General features: G+C 35.4%; 23 protein-coding genes. 17 read left to right on the forward strand and 6 right to left on the reverse strand.

Annotated features, from left to right (window positions below; genetic code table 11):
- Positions 1-53 precede the first annotated feature (53 nt).
- From gyrB to dnaA, 5 genes are all read right to left on the reverse strand, one after another.
- Positions 54-1,976, reverse strand: coding sequence for a DNA topoisomerase (ATP-hydrolyzing) subunit B (gene gyrB / locus BG05_RS04390; RefSeq protein ID WP_002034986.1), 1,923 nt, complete (start codon positions 1,974-1,976; stop codon positions 54-56).
- A gap of 38 nt (positions 1,977-2,014) precedes the next feature.
- Entirely contained in the window at positions 2,015-3,142 is a 1,128-nt protein-coding gene (recF, locus tag BG05_RS04395) for a DNA replication/repair protein RecF (RefSeq protein WP_002016486.1), read from the reverse strand.
- A 12-nt stretch (positions 3,143-3,154) separates the two neighbouring features.
- Positions 3,155-3,367 (reverse strand): S4 domain-containing protein YaaA, encoded by a 213-nt coding sequence (yaaA, locus tag BG05_RS04400; protein WP_002016484.1) that lies wholly within the window; start codon positions 3,365-3,367, stop codon positions 3,155-3,157.
- 128 nt (positions 3,368-3,495) lie between these two features.
- Positions 3,496-4,641, reverse strand: coding sequence for a DNA polymerase III subunit beta (dnaN, locus tag BG05_RS04405; RefSeq protein WP_002130198.1), 1,146 nt, complete (start codon positions 4,639-4,641; stop codon positions 3,496-3,498).
- 182 nt (positions 4,642-4,823) lie between these two features.
- Positions 4,824-6,164 (reverse strand): chromosomal replication initiator protein DnaA, encoded by a 1,341-nt coding sequence (gene dnaA / locus BG05_RS04410; RefSeq protein ID WP_002016481.1) that lies wholly within the window; start codon positions 6,162-6,164, stop codon positions 4,824-4,826.
- Positions 6,165-6,727: 563 nt separating this feature from the next.
- Here dnaA and rpmH point away from each other — a divergent pair.
- The 10 genes from rpmH to spo0J all read left to right on the forward strand — a co-directional run bounded on the left by rpmH (position 6,728) and on the right by spo0J (position 15,784).
- Positions 6,728-6,862, forward strand: a complete 135-nt coding sequence (gene rpmH / locus BG05_RS04415; protein ID WP_000831901.1) for a 50S ribosomal protein L34 — start codon at positions 6,728-6,730, stop codon at positions 6,860-6,862.
- 76 nt (positions 6,863-6,938) lie between these two features.
- Positions 6,939-7,286 (forward strand): ribonuclease P protein component, encoded by a 348-nt coding sequence (gene rnpA / locus BG05_RS04420; protein WP_002089963.1) that lies wholly within the window; start codon positions 6,939-6,941, stop codon positions 7,284-7,286.
- A 52-nt stretch (positions 7,287-7,338) separates the two neighbouring features.
- Positions 7,339-8,106 (forward strand): YidC family membrane integrase SpoIIIJ, encoded by a 768-nt coding sequence (gene spoIIIJ / locus BG05_RS04425; RefSeq protein WP_002130197.1) that lies wholly within the window; start codon positions 7,339-7,341, stop codon positions 8,104-8,106.
- Positions 8,103-8,720 carry an RNA-binding cell elongation regulator Jag/EloR gene (gene jag, locus BG05_RS04430; RefSeq protein WP_002130196.1) on the forward strand — a complete coding sequence of 206 codons (618 nt, stop codon included), beginning with the start codon at positions 8,103-8,105 and terminating at the stop codon, positions 8,718-8,720. Before spoIIIJ ends, jag begins: the two co-directional genes overlap by 4 nt.
- 227 nt (positions 8,721-8,947) lie before the next feature.
- Positions 8,948-10,324 (forward strand): tRNA uridine-5-carboxymethylaminomethyl(34) synthesis GTPase MnmE, encoded by a 1,377-nt coding sequence (gene mnmE / locus BG05_RS04435; RefSeq protein ID WP_002130195.1) that lies wholly within the window; start codon positions 8,948-8,950, stop codon positions 10,322-10,324.
- A 58-nt stretch (positions 10,325-10,382) separates the two neighbouring features.
- Positions 10,383-12,272 (forward strand): tRNA uridine-5-carboxymethylaminomethyl(34) synthesis enzyme MnmG, encoded by a 1,890-nt coding sequence (gene mnmG, locus BG05_RS04440; RefSeq protein ID WP_002130192.1) that lies wholly within the window; start codon positions 10,383-10,385, stop codon positions 12,270-12,272.
- 22 nt (positions 12,273-12,294) lie between these two features.
- Positions 12,295-13,014 (forward strand): 16S rRNA (guanine(527)-N(7))-methyltransferase RsmG, encoded by a 720-nt coding sequence (rsmG, locus tag BG05_RS04445; protein ID WP_002016472.1) that lies wholly within the window; start codon positions 12,295-12,297, stop codon positions 13,012-13,014.
- 105 nt (positions 13,015-13,119) lie between these two features.
- On the forward strand, positions 13,120-13,992 hold the full coding sequence (noc, locus tag BG05_RS04450; protein WP_002016471.1) for a nucleoid occlusion protein: 873 nt from the start codon (positions 13,120-13,122) through the stop codon (positions 13,990-13,992).
- Positions 13,993-14,178: 186 nt separating this feature from the next.
- Positions 14,179-14,940 carry a sporulation initiation inhibitor protein Soj gene (gene soj, locus BG05_RS04455; protein WP_002016469.1) on the forward strand — a complete coding sequence of 254 codons (762 nt, stop codon included), beginning with the start codon at positions 14,179-14,181 and terminating at the stop codon, positions 14,938-14,940.
- Positions 14,933-15,784: a stage 0 sporulation protein Spo0J gene (gene spo0J, locus BG05_RS04460; RefSeq protein WP_175491564.1), complete on the forward strand. Its 852-nt coding sequence runs from the start codon at positions 14,933-14,935 to the stop codon at positions 15,782-15,784. Before soj ends, spo0J begins: the two co-directional genes overlap by 8 nt.
- Positions 15,785-15,804: 20 nt before the next feature.
- Here spo0J and yyaC read toward each other — a convergent pair whose 3' ends face one another.
- A complete protein-coding gene (yyaC, locus tag BG05_RS04465) occupies positions 15,805-16,401 on the reverse strand; it encodes a spore protease YyaC (protein WP_001020734.1) in 597 nt (198 codons plus the stop codon).
- A gap of 260 nt (positions 16,402-16,661) precedes the next feature.
- On the opposite strand from yyaC, the gene BG05_RS04470 reads away from it, so the two are divergent.
- The 7 genes from BG05_RS04470 (at position 16,662) to BG05_RS04500 (ending at position 21,278) form a co-directional block, all read left to right on the forward strand.
- On the forward strand, positions 16,662-17,519 hold the full coding sequence (locus BG05_RS04470; RefSeq protein WP_000362302.1) for a mechanosensitive ion channel family protein: 858 nt from the start codon (positions 16,662-16,664) through the stop codon (positions 17,517-17,519).
- 59 nt (positions 17,520-17,578) lie between these two features.
- Positions 17,579-17,737, forward strand: coding sequence for a DUF951 domain-containing protein (locus BG05_RS04475; protein ID WP_206764105.1), 159 nt, complete (start codon positions 17,579-17,581; stop codon positions 17,735-17,737).
- A gap of 115 nt (positions 17,738-17,852) precedes the next feature.
- Positions 17,853-18,953 carry a redox-regulated ATPase YchF gene (ychF, locus tag BG05_RS04480; RefSeq protein WP_000524661.1) on the forward strand — a complete coding sequence of 367 codons (1,101 nt, stop codon included), beginning with the start codon at positions 17,853-17,855 and terminating at the stop codon, positions 18,951-18,953.
- A 191-nt stretch (positions 18,954-19,144) separates the two neighbouring features.
- Positions 19,145-19,435 carry a 30S ribosomal protein S6 gene (gene rpsF / locus BG05_RS04485; protein ID WP_001233782.1) on the forward strand — a complete coding sequence of 97 codons (291 nt, stop codon included), beginning with the start codon at positions 19,145-19,147 and terminating at the stop codon, positions 19,433-19,435.
- Between the two features lie 26 nt (positions 19,436-19,461).
- Positions 19,462-19,983: a single-stranded DNA-binding protein gene (gene ssb, locus BG05_RS04490; protein WP_000981963.1), complete on the forward strand. Its 522-nt coding sequence runs from the start codon at positions 19,462-19,464 to the stop codon at positions 19,981-19,983.
- A 44-nt stretch (positions 19,984-20,027) separates the two neighbouring features.
- The gene (rpsR, locus tag BG05_RS04495; RefSeq protein WP_000918874.1) at positions 20,028-20,261 is read left to right on the forward strand and encodes a 30S ribosomal protein S18; all 234 of its coding nucleotides are present in this window, start codon (positions 20,028-20,030) and stop codon (positions 20,259-20,261) included.
- An 81-nt stretch (positions 20,262-20,342) separates the two neighbouring features.
- The gene (locus BG05_RS04500) at positions 20,343-21,278 is read left to right on the forward strand and encodes a YybS family protein (protein ID WP_002130187.1); all 936 of its coding nucleotides are present in this window, start codon (positions 20,343-20,345) and stop codon (positions 21,276-21,278) included.
- The last annotated feature ends 56 nt before the right edge of the window (positions 21,279-21,334 follow it).

Consider the following 21,334-nt stretch of genomic DNA (forward strand, 5'->3'; position numbering starts at 1 on the left):
ACATTGATTTATATGTAGAAGACAGGAATACTTAGATTCCTGTCATTACTCACTTAAATATCAAGGTTTTTCACGTATTTTGCATTTTCTTGGATAAAGTTACGACGCGGCTCTACTTTATCACCCATCAAAATTTCAAATGTTTCATCCGCTTCAATTGCATCTTGAAGGGAAACTTGAAGTAACGAACGTACTTCTGGGTCCATTGTCGTCTCCCACAGCTGAGTTGGATTCATTTCCCCTAGACCTTTATAACGCTGAATCCCGGGCTTAGGTTGAGCTGGTAATTCAGCTAGTATTTTTTCAAGTTCTTTATTGTTATAAGCATATTGAATTTTTTTACCTTGTTGTACTTTAAACAACGGTGGCTGTGCGATATATATATATCCACACTCAATGATTTGACGCATATAACGATAGAAGAACGTTAATAATAGGGTACGAATATGTGCACCATCAACATCGGCATCTGTCATAATAATAACTTTATGATAGCGAGCTTTTTCAATAGCAAAATCCCCACCAATATTTGTACCAATTGCTGTAATAATTGTACGAACTTCATCATTTGATAAAATCTTATCTAAACGTGCCTTTTCAACGTTAATAATTTTACCCTTCAGTGGTAAAATCGCTTGAAAATGACGATCGCGTCCTTGTTTTGCAGATCCGCCCGCAGAGTCACCCTCCACGATATAAATTTCGCTAATTGCTGGATCTTTAGAAGAACAATCAGCTAGCTTCCCTGGTAAACTTGAAACTTCTAGAGCACTCTTTCGGCGCGTTAGTTCACGAGCCTTTTTAGCCGCTACACGTGCACGCGCTGCCATAGTCCCTTTATCTATAATTTTACGTGCAACATTAGGGTTTTCTAGTAAGAACTTTTCAAACGCCTCTGAGAATACAGACTCTGTAATCGTTCTCGCTTCACTATTTCCAAGTTTCGTCTTTGTTTGTCCTTCAAATTGTGGATTTGGATGCTTAATTGACACGATTGCTGTTAAGCCTTCACGAACATCTTCACCAGTTAAATTACTATCCGCATCTTTTAAAATATTATTTTTACGACCATAATCGTTAATTACACGTGTTAGAGCAGTCTTAAAACCTACCTCATGTGTACCGCCTTCATACGTATGAATATTATTTGTAAATGAATAAATATGATTTGTATAGCCTTCGTTATATTGAAGAGCAACCTCAACCTGAATCCCATCTTTTGAACCGTCAACATATACAGGTTCTTCATGAATCGGTTGTTTTGAACGATTTAAATGTTCAACATATGATTTAATTCCACCTTCATAATGGAATTCTTTCTTTTGCTTATGTTCACGCTTATCTTCAATTGTTAATTTAATATTACGATTTAAAAACGCCAACTCACGCATACGAGTCGCTAATGTATCAAATTCGTATTCTGTCGTCTCTGTAAAAATTTCTGAATCTGGCTTAAAGCGTGTGATCGTTCCTGTACGATCAGTTTCACCTATTACTTTTAAATCCGCAGCCGGGACCCCGCGTTCATATTTTTGATAGTGTATTTTTCCATCTCGATGTACAAATACCTCTAATTCTGTTGATAAAGCATTTACAACAGATGCACCTACACCATGCAAACCACCAGAAACTTTATAACCACCACCGCCAAATTTACCACCGGCATGGAGTACCGTCATAATAACTTCTACAGCAGGACGTCCCATTTTTTCTTGTATACCAACAGGGATACCACGACCATCATCTGTTACAACAATACTATTATCTTCTTCAATACTGACATTAATTTCATCACAATATCCTGCTAAAGCTTCATCAATACTGTTATCAACAATTTCCCACACGAGGTGATGAAGACCTTTTCCACTTGTAGAACCAATATACATACCAGGACGCTTTCGAACTGCCTCCAGTCCTTCTAACACCTGAATCTGACTTTCATCATATGCATTTTCCTGCATTTGCTTTTGTTCCATTGACACAAAGATCACCTACTTTTCCATTTAAACAGAAATTATTTTCTGTCTATTTCACAATCTACCGTGCCGTTCGTTACATGAATTGTTTTCGCTTCTTTCAATGTTTCGTGTTCAATTCCCTCGACACTCGTCGTTGTCACAAAGGTTTGTACTTTTCCTTGAATTGTATTTAGCAGATGCGATTGACGATAATCATCTAATTCTGATAACACATCATCTAGTAAAAGAATTGGATATTCCTTAACCTCTGAGTATATCAATTCAATTTCAGCCAATTTTAGGGATAGTGCGGTTGTTCGTTGTTGTCCTTGTGAACCAAAGACTTGAACATTTTTACTATTAACGAAGAATTGTAAATCATCACGATGAGGACCAAGTAAAGTTGTACCCCGAAAAATTTCACGTTGTTTCACAGATTGAAAACTTTCATAGTATACTTCCTTTATTTTCGACAAATCCATTGATTCTGATACATCTACACTTGGTTTATAAACGATTTCTAACTCCTCTAATCCCCTGCTAATTCCGCGATGAATTGGAGCAGCCCATTCTTGTAGTAAATGCAAAAACTCAAAACGTTTTCGCAAAATTTTTGCACCATGCTCAATAAGTTGAAGTGTAAATACATCCAACATCGTTTCCTCATTTTTACTATTCCCTTGCATCTTCTTAAGTAAATGATTTCGTTGCGTGAGTACCTTTTGATATTGACTTAATTCATACAAATAGACCGGAGCTATTTGTCCAAGTTCCATATCCAAAAAGCGTCTTCGTACTTGAGGGCTTCCTTTTACAAGATTTAAATCTTCTGGGGCAAACATAACAACATTCATTTCACCAATATACTGGCTCAATTTTTGTTGTTCTAACTGATTTAACTTTGCCTTTTTACCTTTTTTTGAAATATTTAATTCTAAGGATACTGAACTATTTCGCCTTTGTAATCTACCTTTTATATTACCATAATCCTCATCCCAACGAATGAGTTCACGATCGTTCGAAGTTCTATGAGATTTCGCCATCGCCAATACATAAATAGCTTCCATCAGATTCGTTTTCCCTTGCGCATTTTCACCAATAATTACATTGACTTTATCCTCAAAGGAAAGCTCTAAATGCTCATAATTGCGATAGTTTTTTAATTGTATTTCTGTAATAAACAAAGGGATCCCCCTTTATGCCTGAACTTGGAAAGTTCCGCTTCCCGGAATTTCAACAATATCATTTGCATATAACTTTCGGCCTCTTCTATTTTCAAGTTCTTGATTCACGTATACTTCATATTCTTGTAAGAACCATTTCACAGCGCCACCTGTATCAATTACATCAGCTAACTTTAAAAATTGTCCTAGTGTAATGTATTCTGTTGAAATCTTAATAAGTTTCATAAAATCGCTCACTTTCTGAAAGTGTTCATTCTTTCATTGTACTAAATAAACTAGCATTAGGAAAGTAATACCCCACAAATCAAATAAGGGTCACTAGTACCTTTACACTAGCAACCCTTAATCCTTACTTAGTAAGTACGGACTGGTAAAATTAATTGGATAATGGAATTATCATTTACTGTGCGAATTAAAAACGGTCTCATTGCTCCAGTAAAACTAACTTTAATTTCTGTACTATCTAAAGCCTTTAATGCGTCCATCATATATTTTGCACTAAAAGATATTTTTAATTCTTCTCCATCTACATTTTCACATTGAACCTCTTCTACTACTTTTCCGATTTCTGGTGCATTCGAAGAAATCTCTAACATCTGTTGTTCTAATGTCGATAATTTAACAACGTTGTTACGACCATCTCTTGCTAACAGCGACGCACGATCAATCGCTTGTAAAAATTCTTTTGTATTTACAAATATATCAGTTTTACTTTCAGCTGGAATTAAACGCGTTGTATCTGGATAATTTCCTTCTAATAATCTTGAGAAGAATAATAAATGTTTTGTACGGAATAATACTTGATACTCCGTAATAACGATATCTACCATTTCTTCGGATTCATCTAGAATTTTACTTAATTCACTTAAGCTCTTACCAGGAATAACGACATTCGCTTGAAATTCATCGGCAATATTATACCCTTCGATTTTTGCTTTACGAAGTGCTAGTCTGTGACTATCTGTTGCAATGCAAGTTAGCTCGCTGTTATATACCTTCCAGTTTACACCTGTCAAGATCGGTCTTGTTTCAGAACTTGAAACTGCAAATACTGTTTGACGAATCATGTGCTTTAGTAAATCTGTTGGAATCTTAAATACATGATGTTCTTCGATTTGTGGTAATAACGGATATTCAGCAGCATCTAAACCATTTAAGTTGAACTCTGATTTTCCAGATTTTATTTTTGTCATAAAATGATTTTCTACAGAAATTTCGACAGTTTCTTTAGGTAATTTTTTTACGATCTCACTAAAATATTTTGCTTGTAAAATAATACTTCCTGATTGTTTAATTTCCACAATTTCTTTTCCAGCATCTTCGACTGGGATAAATGATTCGATAGAGATGTCTGCATCACTACCTGTTAAAGTAACTCCTTCTTCAGTTGCTACAACTTTAATCCCTGTAAGAATTGGAATTGTTGTACGAGAAGAAACTGCCTTCATTACATCTTGTACACTTCTTACAAGATAGTCTTTTTGTATTGTAAAACGCATAACGAAAAACCTCCGGTAAGTATAAGATTTTATTTATTTAATAAAGATAAAAAAGTAGTAGTAATAGTAATAGGGCTTGTGGATATGTGGATAACCCTGTTTAAAGATGTAAAAACAGTCTATCTACATGTGGATAGACTGTGCGTAAAATAAGCTAAGTTATTCACACTATTCAGCTACTACTATTTTAAAATATCCTTAACTTCTTCAACGTGTTTTTGTAATTGAGTATCCGTTTTTAATAGCTTCGAAATTTTTTCGTGAGCATGGATTACTGTTGTATGATCGCGGCCACCAAATTCTTCACCTATTTTTGGCAAAGATGAGTCCGTAAGTTCACGTGATAAATACATCGCAATTTGGCGAGGGAATGCAACGGATTTTGTCCGTTTTTTTGCTTTGAAATCTTCTAATTTTACTTGATAGACGCCCCCAACAGCCTTTTGAATATCAGAAATAGAAATAATTCTAGGTATAGAGTTTGGAATAATATTTTTAAGCGCTTCAGCCGCTAAATCAGCATTCATATCTTTATTAATTAAAGATGAATAAGCTACAACTCGAATAAGTGCACCCTCTAGTTCACGAATATTTGAATCGATTTGATTTGCGATATAAAGCATAACTTCATTTGGTATATCAAGACCTTCTGCTTTTGCTTTTTTACGTAAAATTGCGATTCTAGTTTCTAAATCTGGTGGCGTAATGTCCGTAATTAACCCCCATTCAAAGCGAGAACGAAGGCGATCTTCTAAAGTTGGGATTTCTTTTGGTGGTCTATCGCTTGAAATCACAATTTGTTTACTTTCTTCATGTAACGCATTAAATGTATGGAAAAACTCTTCCTGTGTTTGTTCTTTTCCAGCAAGAAATTGAATATCATCTATCAATAAGACATCTACATTACGATATTTATTACGAAAATCGACAGCTTTATTATCACGAATTGAATTAATAAATTCATTTGTAAATTTTTCAGATGATAAATATACAACTTTTGCATTTGGGTTGTGTTCAATTACATAATGCCCAATTGCGTGCATTAAATGTGTTTTTCCAAGTCCAACGCCCCCGTAAATAAAGAGCGGATTATAGGCTTTAGCTGGTGCTTCAGCTACAGCTAAAGAAGCAGCATGTGCAAAACGATTACCAGAGCCAATAACAAATGTATCAAATGTATATTTTGGGTTTAACATACTCTGTGGTAAGTGATTAGACTCATCATGTGCGTGTTTTTGCTTAACAGAAGGGAGATCTATATCCTCTTCTGCCTGACTTTGGGGAATGATAAAACGAATAGCTAGTTTTGCCCCTGTTAAATCATAAAGTGTTTCGGAGATTAGTTCCGAATAATGAGATTCTAGCCAGTCACGAGCGAATTCATTTGGAGCTGTAATAGTTAATACATCTTTTTTTAAGTTATGAGCAGTTGTTGATTTTAACCAGGTTTCATAACTTGGCTTGCTTACCTTTTTTTCTAATTCTTTTAAGGCACTATTCCATAAATCAGAGATATTTTCCAAAGGTGTCCCTCCTTTACAAAGATGGTAAAAGAATAAGGTTGCGCAACAATTGTACAACCTGTAAATATTTCTAATGCATATTTATACGAAACGTATTTTAAAATATAAAAACGTCGTTAGTATCCGAGATAGAGTTTTCGACAAAATAACACATGTGGACAACTATTTACTCACATGTGATTTAAACTATCCACATGTTATACACAAATTGTGGATAAAATAAAGGTGTGGAAAACTTATTCAAAGTGAAAACACAACTATAATATCAAAAAAAAGCAGCTATAGCAATGAATTTAAGAAAGTTATCCACAAAATCAATACCTTGTGGAATAAACTTGTCCACAATACGATATACTGTGTAAAAGTAAAAAAAGAGTTTGTGGATACAAAAAAGAGAAAATATATTTATCCACAAGGAAATATAGGGACTGTGAAAAAGTGTGTGAATAGGTTAAAAATGAATATTTGATGAAAATTTCGAGAACCATTGACATTTTCCTATTTGATTTACTATAATTTATTAGACTGTCTTTAACAGATATTCCTCAGGGAGGTGTCATATAATGAAAAGAACTTACCAACCAAATAAACGTAAGCGCAGCAAAGTACATGGTTTCCGCAGCCGTATGAGCACAGCAAACGGACGTAAAGTGCTAGCAGCTCGTCGTCGTAAAGGAAGAAAAGTATTATCTGCGTAGACCACTGATCGTTCAGTGGTCTTTTTTTCTAATAATAATGAGTTTCCGCTGATGAAATACAGGAGTGTCAAATGATATGAAGAAAAAAAATCGTATAAAAAAGAATGATGAATTCCAGGCTGTTTTCCAAAAAGGACAATCGAATGCCAATCGCCAGTTTGTTGTATACAAATTAGATAAAGAAAAACAGCCGCATTTTCGCATTGGTCTTTCTGTTAGTAAGAAAATAGGAAATGCAGTAGTGCGTAATCGAATTAAGCGTATGATTCGCCAATCGATTATAGAATTAAAAGATGAGATAGATTCTGGAAAAGATTTTGTTATAATAGCAAGGAAGCCTTGTGCAGAGATGACATATGAAGAGTTAAAGAAAAGCTTAATTCATGTCTTTAAACGCTCTGGTATGAAAAGAATAAAAAAGTAGCGTAAGGAAATGAATTACACTATATACATACCGAAACAAGGAGGAGCAGGCTTTGAAAAAGAAAATAGGTTTATTAGCCATGGTTATTATGCTAATGGCAATTGCTACCGGCTGTAGTGAAACAAATCAACCGATTACACCGAAAAGCACTGGGATTTGGAATGAATATTTCGTATACCCGCTTTCTCAGTTAATCACGTATTTTGCAGAATTATTTGGTAGTAATTACGGTTTAGCAATCGTTGTTACAACTCTTATCATTCGTTTTGCATTATTACCATTAATGATTAAACAAACGAAGAGTACGAAAGCAATGCAGGCGTTACAACCAGAAATGGTGAAATTAAAAGAGAAATATAGTTCTAAAGATCAAGCAACACAGCAAAAACTACAACAAGAAATGATGCAGTTATATCAAAAGAATGGTGTAAACCCATTAGCAGGATGTTTACCAATATTTGTTCAGATGCCTATTTTATTCGCGTTTTATCATGCGATTATGAGAACAACAGCAATTAGTGAACATACATTTTTATGGTTCGATTTAGGACAGGCGGATCCTTTCTATATCCTTCCAGTTGTTGCAGCTATTACGACGTTTATTCAGCAAAAGCTTGCAATGGCAGGAACGGCTGGACAAAATCCGCAAATGGCAATGATGATTTGGCTTATGCCAATTATGATTTTAGTCTTTGCAATTAACTTCCCAGCAGCACTATCATTGTACTGGGTAGTTGGTAATATCTTTGGTATCGCTCAAATGTATATGATCAAAGGGCCTGAAATTAAGGCTAGTAAGGCAGGAGGATCAAGCAAGTGAGTATGATTACTGCTAAAGGACAAACAGTCGAGCTGGCAGTACAAGATGCTTTAAGACAATTAAATGCTTCGAAAGATCGAGTAGATATAAATATTATCGATGAGGGTAAGAGGGGGTTCCTAGGTTTATTTGGGAATCGCCCCGCTGTTGTAGAAGTTGTATTGAAAAAAGATCCAATCCAAGAATGTGAAGAATATTTAAAAAATGTTATTCAAAATATGGGTGTGGAAGTTGAGATTAGAAAAATTGTAAAAGGACGCGAAGTTGAATTTACAATTTCTGGTGAAAATATTGGTGTTTTAATTGGTAAAAGAGGGAATACGTTGAATTCTTTACAGTATTTAACAAAGCTTGTTGCGAACCGTAATACAAAGCAATATATTGGTATTACACTGGATGCTGAAAACTATCGTAGTAAAAGAAAAAACACGTTAGAAACTCTTTCCTATCGATTAGCAAAACAAGTAGTGAGTACGAAAAAAAGAGTTGTTCTAGAACCAATGCCTTCTTTCGAACGAAAAATTATTCACCAAGCATTATCTAATCATCAAAATATCATTACAACTTCTGAAGGGAAAGAACCACATCGGTATGTTGTAATATCTTCCAAGTGACCGGTTACTCAATTGAGTGCCGGTTTTTTTGAGGAGAAAATAAATGTGGATAACTAAAAAACACTAAACTTATCCACTGTGAATAAGTTTAGTGTTTTTTACATAAGGACATAATAAAATGAGTTATTATTCTTTTGTAGATAGGTTCGTTATGGTATCCTAATAATTTAGTGACGGAAAAAATTCATGTTGAAATAGAGATAAATAAGCAAGTGAGGTGAAAGGACATGGAATTTGATACAATTGCCGCAATTTCCACAGCACTTGGGGAAGGTGCAATTGCCATTGTTCGAGTAAGTGGGGATGATGCGATTGAGAAAGTCGATCGTATTTTTAAAGGGAAGGATTTAACACAGGTTTCTTCTCATACAATTCATTATGGTCATATTGTCGATTTAGATACAAATCAAGTTATTGAAGAAGTTATGGTGTCCATTATGCGTGCACCAAGGACTTTTACGCGTGAAAATATAGTAGAAATTAACTGTCATGGTGGACTTGTTTCGGTAAATAAAGTATTACAGCTTATTTTAGCGCAAGGAGTACGACTGGCAGAGCCTGGTGAATTTACAAAACGTGCTTTTTTAAATGGACGTATTGATTTATCACAAGCAGAAGCTGTTATGGACTTAATCCGTGCGAAAACAGATCGTGCTATGAATGTAGCGATTAACCAAATGGAAGGACGATTATCTAAATTAATCGGCCATCTGCGTCAAGAAATATTAGAAACATTAGCTCATATTGAGGTGAATATAGATTACCCAGAATATGATGATGTAGAAGAGATGACGCATAATATTTTAATTGAGAAAGCTACACATGTCCGTGCTGAAATTGCAAAGATATTAGAAACATCGAAGCAAGGAAAGATTTTACGTGAAGGCATTTCTACCGCGATTATCGGTAGACCTAACGTTGGGAAATCATCGCTATTAAATAGTCTTGTTCAGGAGAAAAAGGCAATTGTAACTGATATTGCAGGAACAACTCGTGATGTTATTGAAGAGTACGTTAATGTGCGTGGTGTACCACTTAAACTTATAGATACAGCCGGAATTCGTGAAACGGAAGATATTGTTGAACGAATTGGTGTAGAGCGTTCGAAGGAAATGATGAGCCAAGCAGACTTAGTGTTAATTGTAGTGAACTATAGCGAGGCTTTAACAAATGAAGATGAGGATCTATTCCGTGCTGTACAAGGAAAAGATTTCATTGTCATTGTAAATAAGACAGATTTACCGCAAGGAATTGATATGGAACGTGTTACAGATTTAGCGGTAGGCAATCGTGTTATTACAACATCTTTAATTGAGGAGCAAGGAATAGATGAGCTTGAAAAGGCAATAGCTGATTTATTCTTTGAAGGAACAATTGATTCTGCGGATATGACATACGTGTCTAATGCGAGACATATCGGATTATTAACACAAGCAGGAAGAACAATTAACGATGCAATTGAAGCGATAGAAAATGGTGTTCCGATTGATATGGTTCAAATTGATTTAACAAGAGCGTGGGAAATACTTGGTGAAATTACTGGTGATACTGTCCATGAAAGTTTAATTGACCAATTGTTCTCTCAATTTTGTTTAGGAAAATAAAGTAAAACTTTAATCAGAGATGATTTAGTAAGATAGAGGTTATTAGGAGGAATAAACAATGGGATACAATGCCGGTTCATATGATGTCATAGTAATCGGTGCAGGTCATGCAGGATGTGAAGCTGGTCTTGCGGCAGCACGAATGGGCTCAAAAACATTAATGTTAACAATTAACTTAGATATGGTAGCGTTCATGCCATGTAACCCTTCTGTTGGTGGACCAGCAAAAGGGATTGTTGTTCGTGAAATTGATGCATTAGGCGGAGAAATGGGACGCAATATTGATAAAACACATATTCAAATGCGTATGTTAAATACGGGTAAAGGACCAGCTGTACGCGCGCTTCGTGCACAAGCTGATAAATTCTCTTACCAGCATGAATTAAAGAAAACAATTGAAGAAACACCAAACTTAACGTTGTTTCAAGGTCTGGTAGAGCGTTTAATTATTGAAGATGGTGTATGTAAAGGGGTAATTACGCAAGCTGGTGCTGAATACACAGCGAAAACAGTTGTAATTACAACGGGAACATTTTTACGTGGTGAGATTATTATGGGAGATTTAAAATATTCAAGTGGTCCAAATAATCAGCAACCATCTATTACATTATCTGAACACTTAGAGGAACTTGGTTTTGATCTTGTTAGATTTAAAACAGGTACACCTCCGCGTGTAAACAGTAATACGATTGATTATAGTAAAACAGAAATTCAACCAGGTGATGATAAGCCACGTGCTTTCTCTTTTGAAACGACAAAATTTATTATGGATCAAATTCCATGTTGGTTAACGTATACAAGTACAGAAACACATCGTTTAATAGATGAAAACTTACATCGCTCAGCTATGTATTCTGGTATGATTAAAGGAACAGGGCCTAGATATTGCCCTTCAATTGAAGACAAGGTAGTAAGATTTAATGATAAACCACGTCATCAAATTTTCTTAGAGCCAGAAGGACGTAATACACAAGAAGTATATGTACAAGGCTTATCGACGAGCTTACCAGAAGATGTACAGCGTGCAATGCTTAGAACAATTCCTGGCCTAGAAAATGTTGAAATGATGCGTACGGGTTATGCAATTGAATATGATGCGATCGTACCAACTCAACTATGGCCAACACTTGAAACGAAAAAAATTAAAAATTTATATACAGCAGGACAAATTAACGGAACTTCTGGTTACGAAGAAGCAGCAGGACAAGGGCTTATGGCTGGGATTAATGCAGCGTGTCGTTCTTTAGGTAAAAAAGAAGTTATTTTAGGTCGTGCTGATGCTTATATTGGTGTCTTAATTGATGACCTTGTAACGAAAGGTACAAATGAACCATATCGTTTATTAACGTCTCGTGCAGAATATCGCCTATTATTACGCCATGATAATGCTGACCTTCGTTTAACTGAAGTTGGTCGTGAAATTGGCTTAATTAAAGAAGATCGCTATGAGCGATTTACAAATAAAAAGTTACAAATTGAACAGGAGAAGGAACGGTTAGAGAGTATTTTTATTAAACCGCGTCCTGAAGTTCAAGAATTAATTCGTAGTATTGGCGGAAGTGAATTGAAAGATGGAATACGTGCAAGTGACTTATTACGTCGTCCAGAGGTGACATATGAGCATATTCATCTTTTAGTACCAAGTGAAGTACCATTAAGTGATGAAATTACGGAACAAGTTGAAATTCAGACCAAGTACGAAGGATACATTGAAAAATCTTTACAGCAAGTAGAACGTATGAAGAAAATGGAAAACAAAAAAATTCCTGTGGATATTGATTATGATGCGATTTCTAGCCTTGCCTCAGAAGCGAGACAGAAATTGAAAGATGTTCGTCCGCTTTCAATGGGGCAAGCTTCACGTATTTCTGGCGTAAATCCAGCTGATGTTTCCATTTTGCTTATTTACATTGAACAAGGAAAAATTGCACGAGTATCGAACCAATAACATAGTAAGGAGATATTGCTAGATGAACATAGAACAATTTCAATCTATGCTAGAAGAGAAGGGTATTTCCCTCTCTTCTAGACAGTTAGAGCAGTTCGGAATCTATTTTGAAACATTAGTAGAGTGGAATGAAAAAATGAACTTAACGGCTATTACGGAGAAAGAAGAAGTATACTTAAAACACTTTTTTGATTCTGTTACAGCGGCTTTTTATTATGATTTTTCGAAACCATTTTCTATTTGTGATGTTGGAGCAGGAGCTGGATTCCCAAGTATCCCTTTAAAAATCTGTTTCCCACACTTAAAAGTAACAATTGTAGATTCATTACAAAAACGTATTAATTTCTTAAATCACTTAGCGCAAAAGTTAGAATTAAGTGATGTTGCATTTTGTCATGATCGTGCTGAAACATTTGGAAAAAAAGAAGGTGTACGTGAAGCATACGATATTGTAATGGCACGTGCAGTTGCACGTCTTTCTGTATTAAGTGAGCTATGTTTACCACTTGTAAAAGTAGGGGGAACATTCATTGCAATGAAAGGTGCAGCGGCGAACGAAGAAATCGAAAATGGCAAATATGCTTTAGAGGTACTTGGCGGAGAATTGAAAGAAATGTCTACGTTCCAATTACCGTTTGAAGAAAGCGAGCGTAATATTTTATTAATCGAGAAAAAGCGCAAGACACCAAAGAAATATCCACGCAAACCGGGAACGCCCAATAAATTACCTATTGAAAAATAAATCTTATTAGACGTAAGATTAAATTATATAAATGAAAACGTAAATGTTTCATAGGAAACATTTTATGTAGAACAGTCAATAGGCCTAAAAGGTGGTGGAATATGTATGAAAAATACGTTTTCTCGTTTATTTGGCTTTGGAGATAAAGAGAGCGAATTCGAATTACAAGACGAAAGCCATGAAGAAATAGCTAAAAAGGTATATGAAGAAATACAGGAAATTCCGATAGTAAACATTACCCCTAACCGTTATCAACCACGAACAGTTTTTGACGATGCACGTATTGAGGAGCTAGCATTAACGATTCGTACACATGGGCTTATCCAGCCGATTGTTGTGAGACAGTATGAGGATGATAAGTACGAGATTATTGCCGGGGAAAGGCGTTTCCGCGCAGCAACAAAGTTAGGGTGGGAAAAAGTTCCTGCAATAATAAAGAATTTAAATGATACTGAGACAGCTTCTGTAGCGTTAATTGAAAATTTGCAACGTGAGGAATTAACAGCAATTGAGGAAGCTGTGGCATATCAAAAGCTGATTGAGTTACATAATTTAACACAAGAAGCATTGGCACAACGACTTGGAAAAGGACAATCGACAGTCGCAAATAAATTGCGATTATTAAAATTGCCTGAAGAAATCAAAAGTGCATTATTAGAAAAAAGTATTACAGAACGGCATGCTCGCGCCCTTATTCCTTTGAAGAATGAGGAATTACAACTGAAGGTTTTACAAGAGATTGTGGAGAAGCAATTGAATGTAAAGCAAACAGAAGAACGAATTGCAAAGTTATTAGAAGAAGTAAAACCAAAGCGCAAAGCGAAGCAAAAAGCAGTAAGTCGAGATGCGAGAATTGCTATGAACACGATTAGACAATCATTACAAATGGTTGCTAATAGTGGTTTGAATGTTAATTCTGCGGAAGAAGAGTTTGATGAATACTATCAAATTACGATTAAAATTCCGAAGAAAAAATAATTACGTGCTAGAGACCTTATCCTATTGGAGAGGTCTCTTTTACTATATTTTCTTGTTAAAGCAAGAAGGAGTTTAGAAATAAATTTTGAAGTTTAATAAGGACGTAAAAGAAAAACTTTTATTTCATGTTACAATAAACGTAATTGTTTCTAGAATAAGAAAGAAAGGTTGAAAGTAGGTGACATCATGGGAAAAATCATTGCTATTGCTAATCAAAAAGGCGGTGTTGGAAAAACAACAACATCCGTTAATTTAGGGGCTGGATTGGCACAAGTAGGAAAAAAAGTCCTTCTCGTAGATATTGATGCTCAAGGAAATGCAACGACTGGTGTAGGGATTGAAAAGTCTGAATTAGATCAATGTATTTATAATGTTCTTGTAGAAGATGCAGATGTTCAAGGTGCCATACGGAAAACCGCAACTGAAAACTTAGATGTTCTACCCGCTACAATTCAATTGGCTGGTGCTGAAATTGAATTGGTACCAACCATTTCCCGGGAAGTACGCTTGCAAAGAGCGTTACAACCAATTCGTGATGAATATGAGTATATTATTATTGACTGTCCCCCATCCTTAGGGTTATTAACGATTAATGCATTAACCGCAGCAGATTCTGTTATTATTCCTGTACAGTGTGAATATTACGCGCTGGAAGGGTTAAGTCAGCTATTAAATACAGTTCGACTTGTGCAAAAGCATTTAAATAAAAATTTAGCAATTCAAGGTGTATTGTTAACGATGTTGGATGCTCGTACAAATTTAGGAATTCAAGTTATAGATGAAGTGAAAAAATACTTTAGAGATAAAGTATATCGTTCGATTATTCCTCGTAATGTTCGCTTAAGTGAGGCACCAAGTCATGGAAAACCAATTATGCAGTATGACGCTAAATCAAGAGGAGCAGAAGTATATTTAGATTTAGCAGAGGAAGTGATTGCAGGTGGCTAAGGGATTAGGAAGAGGAATCAACGTGTTTTTTCCAGATTTAGATGTGAAAGAAGAAGAAACAATTCAGGAGATTATAGTAACTGAATTAAGGCCGAATCCATATCAACCACGTAAATATTTCAATAAAGAAGCGATTCAGGAATTAGCGGCTTCTATTAAAGAGCACGGTATATTGCAACCTTTAATTGCTCGAAAGAGTATTAAAGGATATGAAATAGTTGCAGGTGAAAGAAGATATCGTGCTGCTAAAGAGGCCGGACTTGAGAAAGTGCCTGCTGTCGTAAGGCAATTAAATGAGCAGCAAATGATGGAATTTGCTTTGCTTGAAAACTTACAACGAGAAGATTTAAATCCTATGGAAGAGGCAATGGCATATCAGATGTTAATGAACGAGCTAAATGTAACACAAGAACAATTAGCAAAACGTCTTGGTAAAAGCAGGCCTTATATCGCAAATTATACTCGTTTGTTAAGCCTCCCTTCATTCGTTCAAGATATGATTGCAAACGGTCAACTTTCAATGGCTCATGGAAGAACTTTACTTACAATAAAAGATGAAGAACAGTTGAAATCTTTATTGAAGCGAATTGAAAAAGAAGGACTGAATGTTCGCCAATTGGAACAAATTGTCCAGGAAATTAATCAACGTGTTTCACGTGAAACACAACAAGTGAAAAAAGAAAGAAATATATTTTTTGTAGAGCGCGAAACGTTCTTAAGAGAAAAGTTTGGTACAGATGTAAAAATTAAAGAAACAAAAAAAGAAAAAGGTAAAATTGAAATTGAATTTTTCAATAAAGAAGATTTAAATCGTATTTTAGAATTATTATCACAGAAAAACTAAAAAGCAAACCATCTTATTATTTATAGATGGTTTGCTTTTTTTAACGCAGATAATTTTTGATCCGTTTCTTTTATACTTTGTGCAATTACATCAGCCATTTTCATGACTAAACTTAATCTTGTATTTTGAAGAACAAAAAACTCCATAAAACCATTTAGATTGACGATGCCGTGTATATGCAAATCACCAACTGCAGGTAATTTCTTATTCATCGCAGCTCCAGGTTTACTAGGTCCCTTTCCAGTAGTGATTGAACCGATACTTTGAGATTTTCCTAAGCATGCATCAACAGCAATTATAAAAGAAGTAGGATTTTCTTTCTGTATATTCTGAATTTTCTCTTCTAAATTTAACGCATGTATTGGTTCATCTAGTGTGCCGAATACTTGGAAGTTTTTAATTTCTACTTGTTCTAGTTTAGTGCCAACTAATGGGCCGAGTGCATCACCGGTGGAACGATCTGTTCCGATGCAAACGAGAATGAGTGGTATGTTAGTTTTAATGGGAATATGGGAAAGTAAAAAGTTACTGATTGTCTCGGAGGCTTCTAAGTCTTGGTGCATAACATTTTGAGTTTCTTTTTCGAAAAAAGGTAAGCGAAAACTTCCAATATTCATGAAGCACCCATCCTTTTAATAAATTTTCAAAATATGTTATACGTTGAGTAAAATGGAAAACTATAAGTGCGTACTTTTTGCAAAATGTGAGTGAAAACGGAAATAATAGTACTAGTATATATATATTCGCTCCATTTTATACCTGGATAGAAGTTAACAAATGGAATTAAAGTCATAAAATTTTTTCAGAAATCAGAGAGACTTCTGATACAATGAGAAGGATAACTAAAAAGAAATTTTAGCTGGAGAGGTAGAGGTACATGGATTTAGCGTTGAAATGGTTTGAGTCCATTGATTGGACGAATATAGGTGTAAAAACACTAAAAATAGTCGTTATTTTAATACTTGGTGCAATCATTGTGCGAGTTGCAAGGGCAGTTGTACGAAATGCGTTTCGCATGGGAAGTCGTTCGCCAATTCAAATTTCAGAACGTCGTACAGTTACAGTAGCGAAGTTACTTGAAAATATTGTGGCATACGTTGTTATATTTATTATGTTGATTGCGATTTTAGGCGTGTTCAATATTAATGCATCAGGTCTATTAGCTGGTGCCGGGGTTATTGGTTTAGCAGTCGGATTTGGTGCACAAAGTTTAGTGAAAGATGTCATTACAGGACTATTTATTTTGCTAGAAGATCAGTTTTCAGTTGGTGACTATGTAAGAATTGGTCAGTTTGAGGGAGTTGTTTTAGAAATTGGACTTCGTACAACGAAACTAAAGAGCTGGACAGGGGAAATTCATACTTTACCAAACGGAAGTATTATTCAAGTTACTAATTTTTCGGTTAGTAATAGTGTAGCATTCGTTGATGTATCTATTTCGTATGAGGCCGATATAGCAAAAGCAGAGCAAGTAATTGAAGAGTTATTAGTAGAATTACCTGCAAAGTACGAGAAGATGGTAACAACGCCTCAATTGTTAGGTGTACAAACATTAGCTGCATCAGAAGTTATATTACGTGTTATTGCTGAAGTGGAGCCGATGCAACATGCAGTTATTGCAAGAGCTCTTCGTAAAGAGATTAAAACTCGTCTGGATTTACATGGAATTGAAATTCCATATCCACGTATGGTTTTATATAATCGTGAAGAATTGGTTAGTGGAAAAGCAATTTAGTATGGAGAGGGGTTTGGAGAGTGGAGCAAAAGCAATATAACTTGTACGATGTTGTGGAAATGAAGAAAGCCCATCCATGTGGTGAAAATCGCTGGAAGATTATTCGTATGGGAATGGATATCCGCGTTAAGTGCGAGGGGTGTGACCATTCGGTAATGATTCCTCGAAGAGAGTTTGATCGTAAGGTAAAAAAAATACTTGTGAAGCATGAAGAATAGTGAAAAAGCAACAGCTGCAGTAGACAGCCGTTGCTTTTTTTCATTTGGTGGAAACTTGTCATTTTTTTCGTTACTATCTATAATGATGAAAGATTGAGACATAGGAGTGAAAAATATGGGATTAACGGCTGGGATTGTTGGATTACCTAACGTAGGGAAGTCCACTTTATTTAATGCAATTACACAAGCAGGAGCAGAATCTGCGAACTATCCATTCTGTACAATCGATCCAAACGTAGGGATTGTAGAAGTACCAGATGAGCGCTTAAATAAATTAACGGAATTAGTAGAACCGAAAAAAACTGTTCCGACTGTATTCGAATTTACTGATATCGCAGGTATCGTAAAAGGTGCGAGTAAAGGTGAAGGATTAGGAAATAAATTCTTATCTCACATTCGCCAAGTAGATGCAATTTGCCAAGTTGTTCGTTGTTTTGAAGATGAAAATATTACACACGTTTCAGGGAAAGTAGATCCAATTGATGATATTGAAACAATCAACTTAGAACTAATCTTAGCGGATTTAGAATCAGTTGATAAACGTATCGAGCGTGTTGCGAAATTAGCAAGACAAAAAGATAAAGAAGCAGTATATGAGCATGAAATTTTAGTGCGTTTAAAAGAAGCTTTCGAAGAGGGAAAACCAGCTCGTACTGTTGAATTTACAGAAGAGCAAATGAAGATTGTTAAAGGCCTTCATTTACTTACAACGAAAGAAATGCTATACGTAGCAAACGTAAGTGAAGATGATATTATGGATCCTTCTGAAAATAAATATGTACAAATGGTAAAAGAATTTGCTGCAAATGAAAATTCTCAAGTTATCGTTGTATGTGCAAAAATCGAAGAAGAAATCGCTGAGTTAGACGAAGAAGAGAAAAAAGTATTCCTGGAAGAATTAGGTATTGAAGAATCTGGTTTAGATCAGTTAATTCGTGCTGCATATGACTTATTAGGACTTGCTACTTACTTCACAGCTGGTGTGCAAGAAGTGCGTGCATGGACGTTTAAACAAGGTATGAAAGCACCACAATGTGCTGGCGTAATTCATACAGACTTTGAGCGTGGATTTATTCGCGCAGAAACAGTTTCTTATGATGATTTAATGACAAACGGTTCTATGACAGCTGCAAAAGAAGCTGGAAAAGTACGTTTAGAAGGAAAAGAGTATATCGTAAAAGACGGAGATGTTATGCACTTCCGCTTTAACGTTTAATTTAATATTTCCTAGGAAAAATAAAGATATGAACTTGGCAAATATATTATGTGTTTGCCAAGTTTTTTACGTATTGGTGAGTTGATTCATATAACTTACTATGATATAATCTAAACTCGTGAGTAATTACTATAAATTAATTGCTCCTTGCCCATTATGGGCCGTTTAGACCAAAAGGAGGTGAAAGTGTAATGAGAAAGTACGAAATTATGTACATCATTCGTCCTGGCGTTGAAGAAGAAGCTCAAAAAGCTTTAGTTGAACGTTTCGCAGGTGTTTTAACAAACAATGGTGCAGAAATCATTAACACAAAAGAGTGGGGTAAGCGTCGTTTAGCTTACGAAATCAACGACTTACGTGAAGGTTTCTACATGATCTTAAACGTGAACTCTAACTCAGAGGCGATTAACGAATTCGACCGTTTAGCTAAGATCAACGAAGATATCCTTCGTCATATCGTTGTTAAAGAAGAAGAAAAATAATTGATATATAAGGGAGAGTGGTTCGATTGATGAATCGTGTTATCCTCGTTGGTCGTTTAACTAAGGACCCTGACTTACGTTACACGCCCAATGGTGTTGCAGTAGCTACTTTTACGTTAGCTGTGAATCGCGCATTTGCGAATCAACAAGGTGAGCGTGAAGCTGACTTTATTAATTGTGTAATATGGCGTAAACAAGCAGAAAACGTGGCAAATTATTTGAAAAAAGGTAGCTTAGCAGGCGTAGACGGACGTCTTCAAACTCGTAATTACGATGGACAAGATGGTAAACGTGTATATGTAACAGAAGTTCTTGCGGAGAGCGTACAATTTTTAGAGCCGCGTAATGGCGGTGGGGAGCAACGTGGTTCATTCAATCAGCAACCATCAGGAGCTGGTTTCGGTAACCAAAGCTCTAACCCATTTGGTCAATCTAGTAATTCAGGTAACCAAGGTAATCAAGGTAACTCTGGATTTACGAAGAATGACGATCCATTTTCGAATGTTGGTCAACCGATTGACATTTCGGACGACGATTTACCATTTTAATGGTGTGAATCGGCTATTTTTAACAAAGAATGGAGGGAATAGACATGGCAGGACGCAAAGGTGGACGTGCGAAGCGTCGTAAGGTGTGTTTCTTCACATCTAACGGCATCACTCGCATTGACTATAAAGATGTTGATTTATTAAAACGTTTCGTTTCTGAGCGCGGTAAAATTTTACCTCGTCGTGTAACAGGAACAAGCGCGAAATACCAACGCAAACTTACAGTTGCAATTAAACGTGCTCGTCAAATGGCACTTTTACCATATGTTGGTGAATAATAGCGTATGAAATGCACAGTAGAGTCGGACTCTACTGTGCATTTTGCTATGCTTTTCTTTTTTTGAAAGAGAGGTTAGATGATGAAGAATACGAAATTTATTACTGAGGGTGCAGCACTGTTAGCGATATATGCAATGTTATTGCTTATATCTATGTATGTTCCAATTTTAGGTACAGTTGTAACATTTGCGTTGCCATTGCCATTTATATTGCTAACGATAAGATATAGATTATCTAACGCCTTTATAGTTTTTACTGCGGCGCTTTTTATTACTGTTATTGTCAGTCAGCCGATGAACCTAGTAAAGACAACTATGTTTGGATTGATAGGTATCGTTTTAGGATATATGTATAAAAAACGAAAAAAGCCGGTAGAAACTTTAATGGCGGGGACGCTTGCGTACTTAATTGGTATTATGCTCATTTATGTTGCGAGTATAAAGTTTTTTAACATAGATTTAATGAAGCAAATGCAAAATATGTTTAATGAAAGTATGGCGCAAAGTGAAAAGATAGTTACTGCTGCGGGTATGCCTATTAGTAAAGAGCAAAAAGAATTATTTGCACAATTTAATGATGTGTTACAAACGTTATTCCCAAGTTTGCTTGTGATGGTTTCTGTATGTTTTTCTTGGATTACAGTTATGATATCAGGTAGTGTTTTGAGAAAACTAAAGCATGACGTTATACCTTGGCCTAAATTTAAAGATATACAATTACCAAAGAGTATTGTTTGGTATTACGTTATATTTATTTTGCTATCAACTTTTATAAAAGTAGAACCGACATCATATTTACATATGGTATTTTCTAATTTATATGTCATATTTGCTTTACTACTAGTACTGCAAGGTCTGACATTTATCGCTTTTATAGCGCATAGCAAAGGTTTTACGAAAGGTGTTCCTATTATTAGTTTTATTGTCTGCATGTTTATTCCGATGATGTTTCCTCTTGTAACAATCTTAGGTATAATTGATTTAGGGATTTCATTGCGTTCTAAAATAGGGGAATAAAATAATATTCCTTACACTATTTTAATTTGTTTAACTAACTGGAAAGTGAGTTAGTT

Source organism: Bacillus mycoides, assembly GCF_000832605.1.
Lineage (GTDB): Bacteria > Bacillota > Bacilli > Bacillales > Bacillaceae_G > Bacillus_A > Bacillus_A mycoides.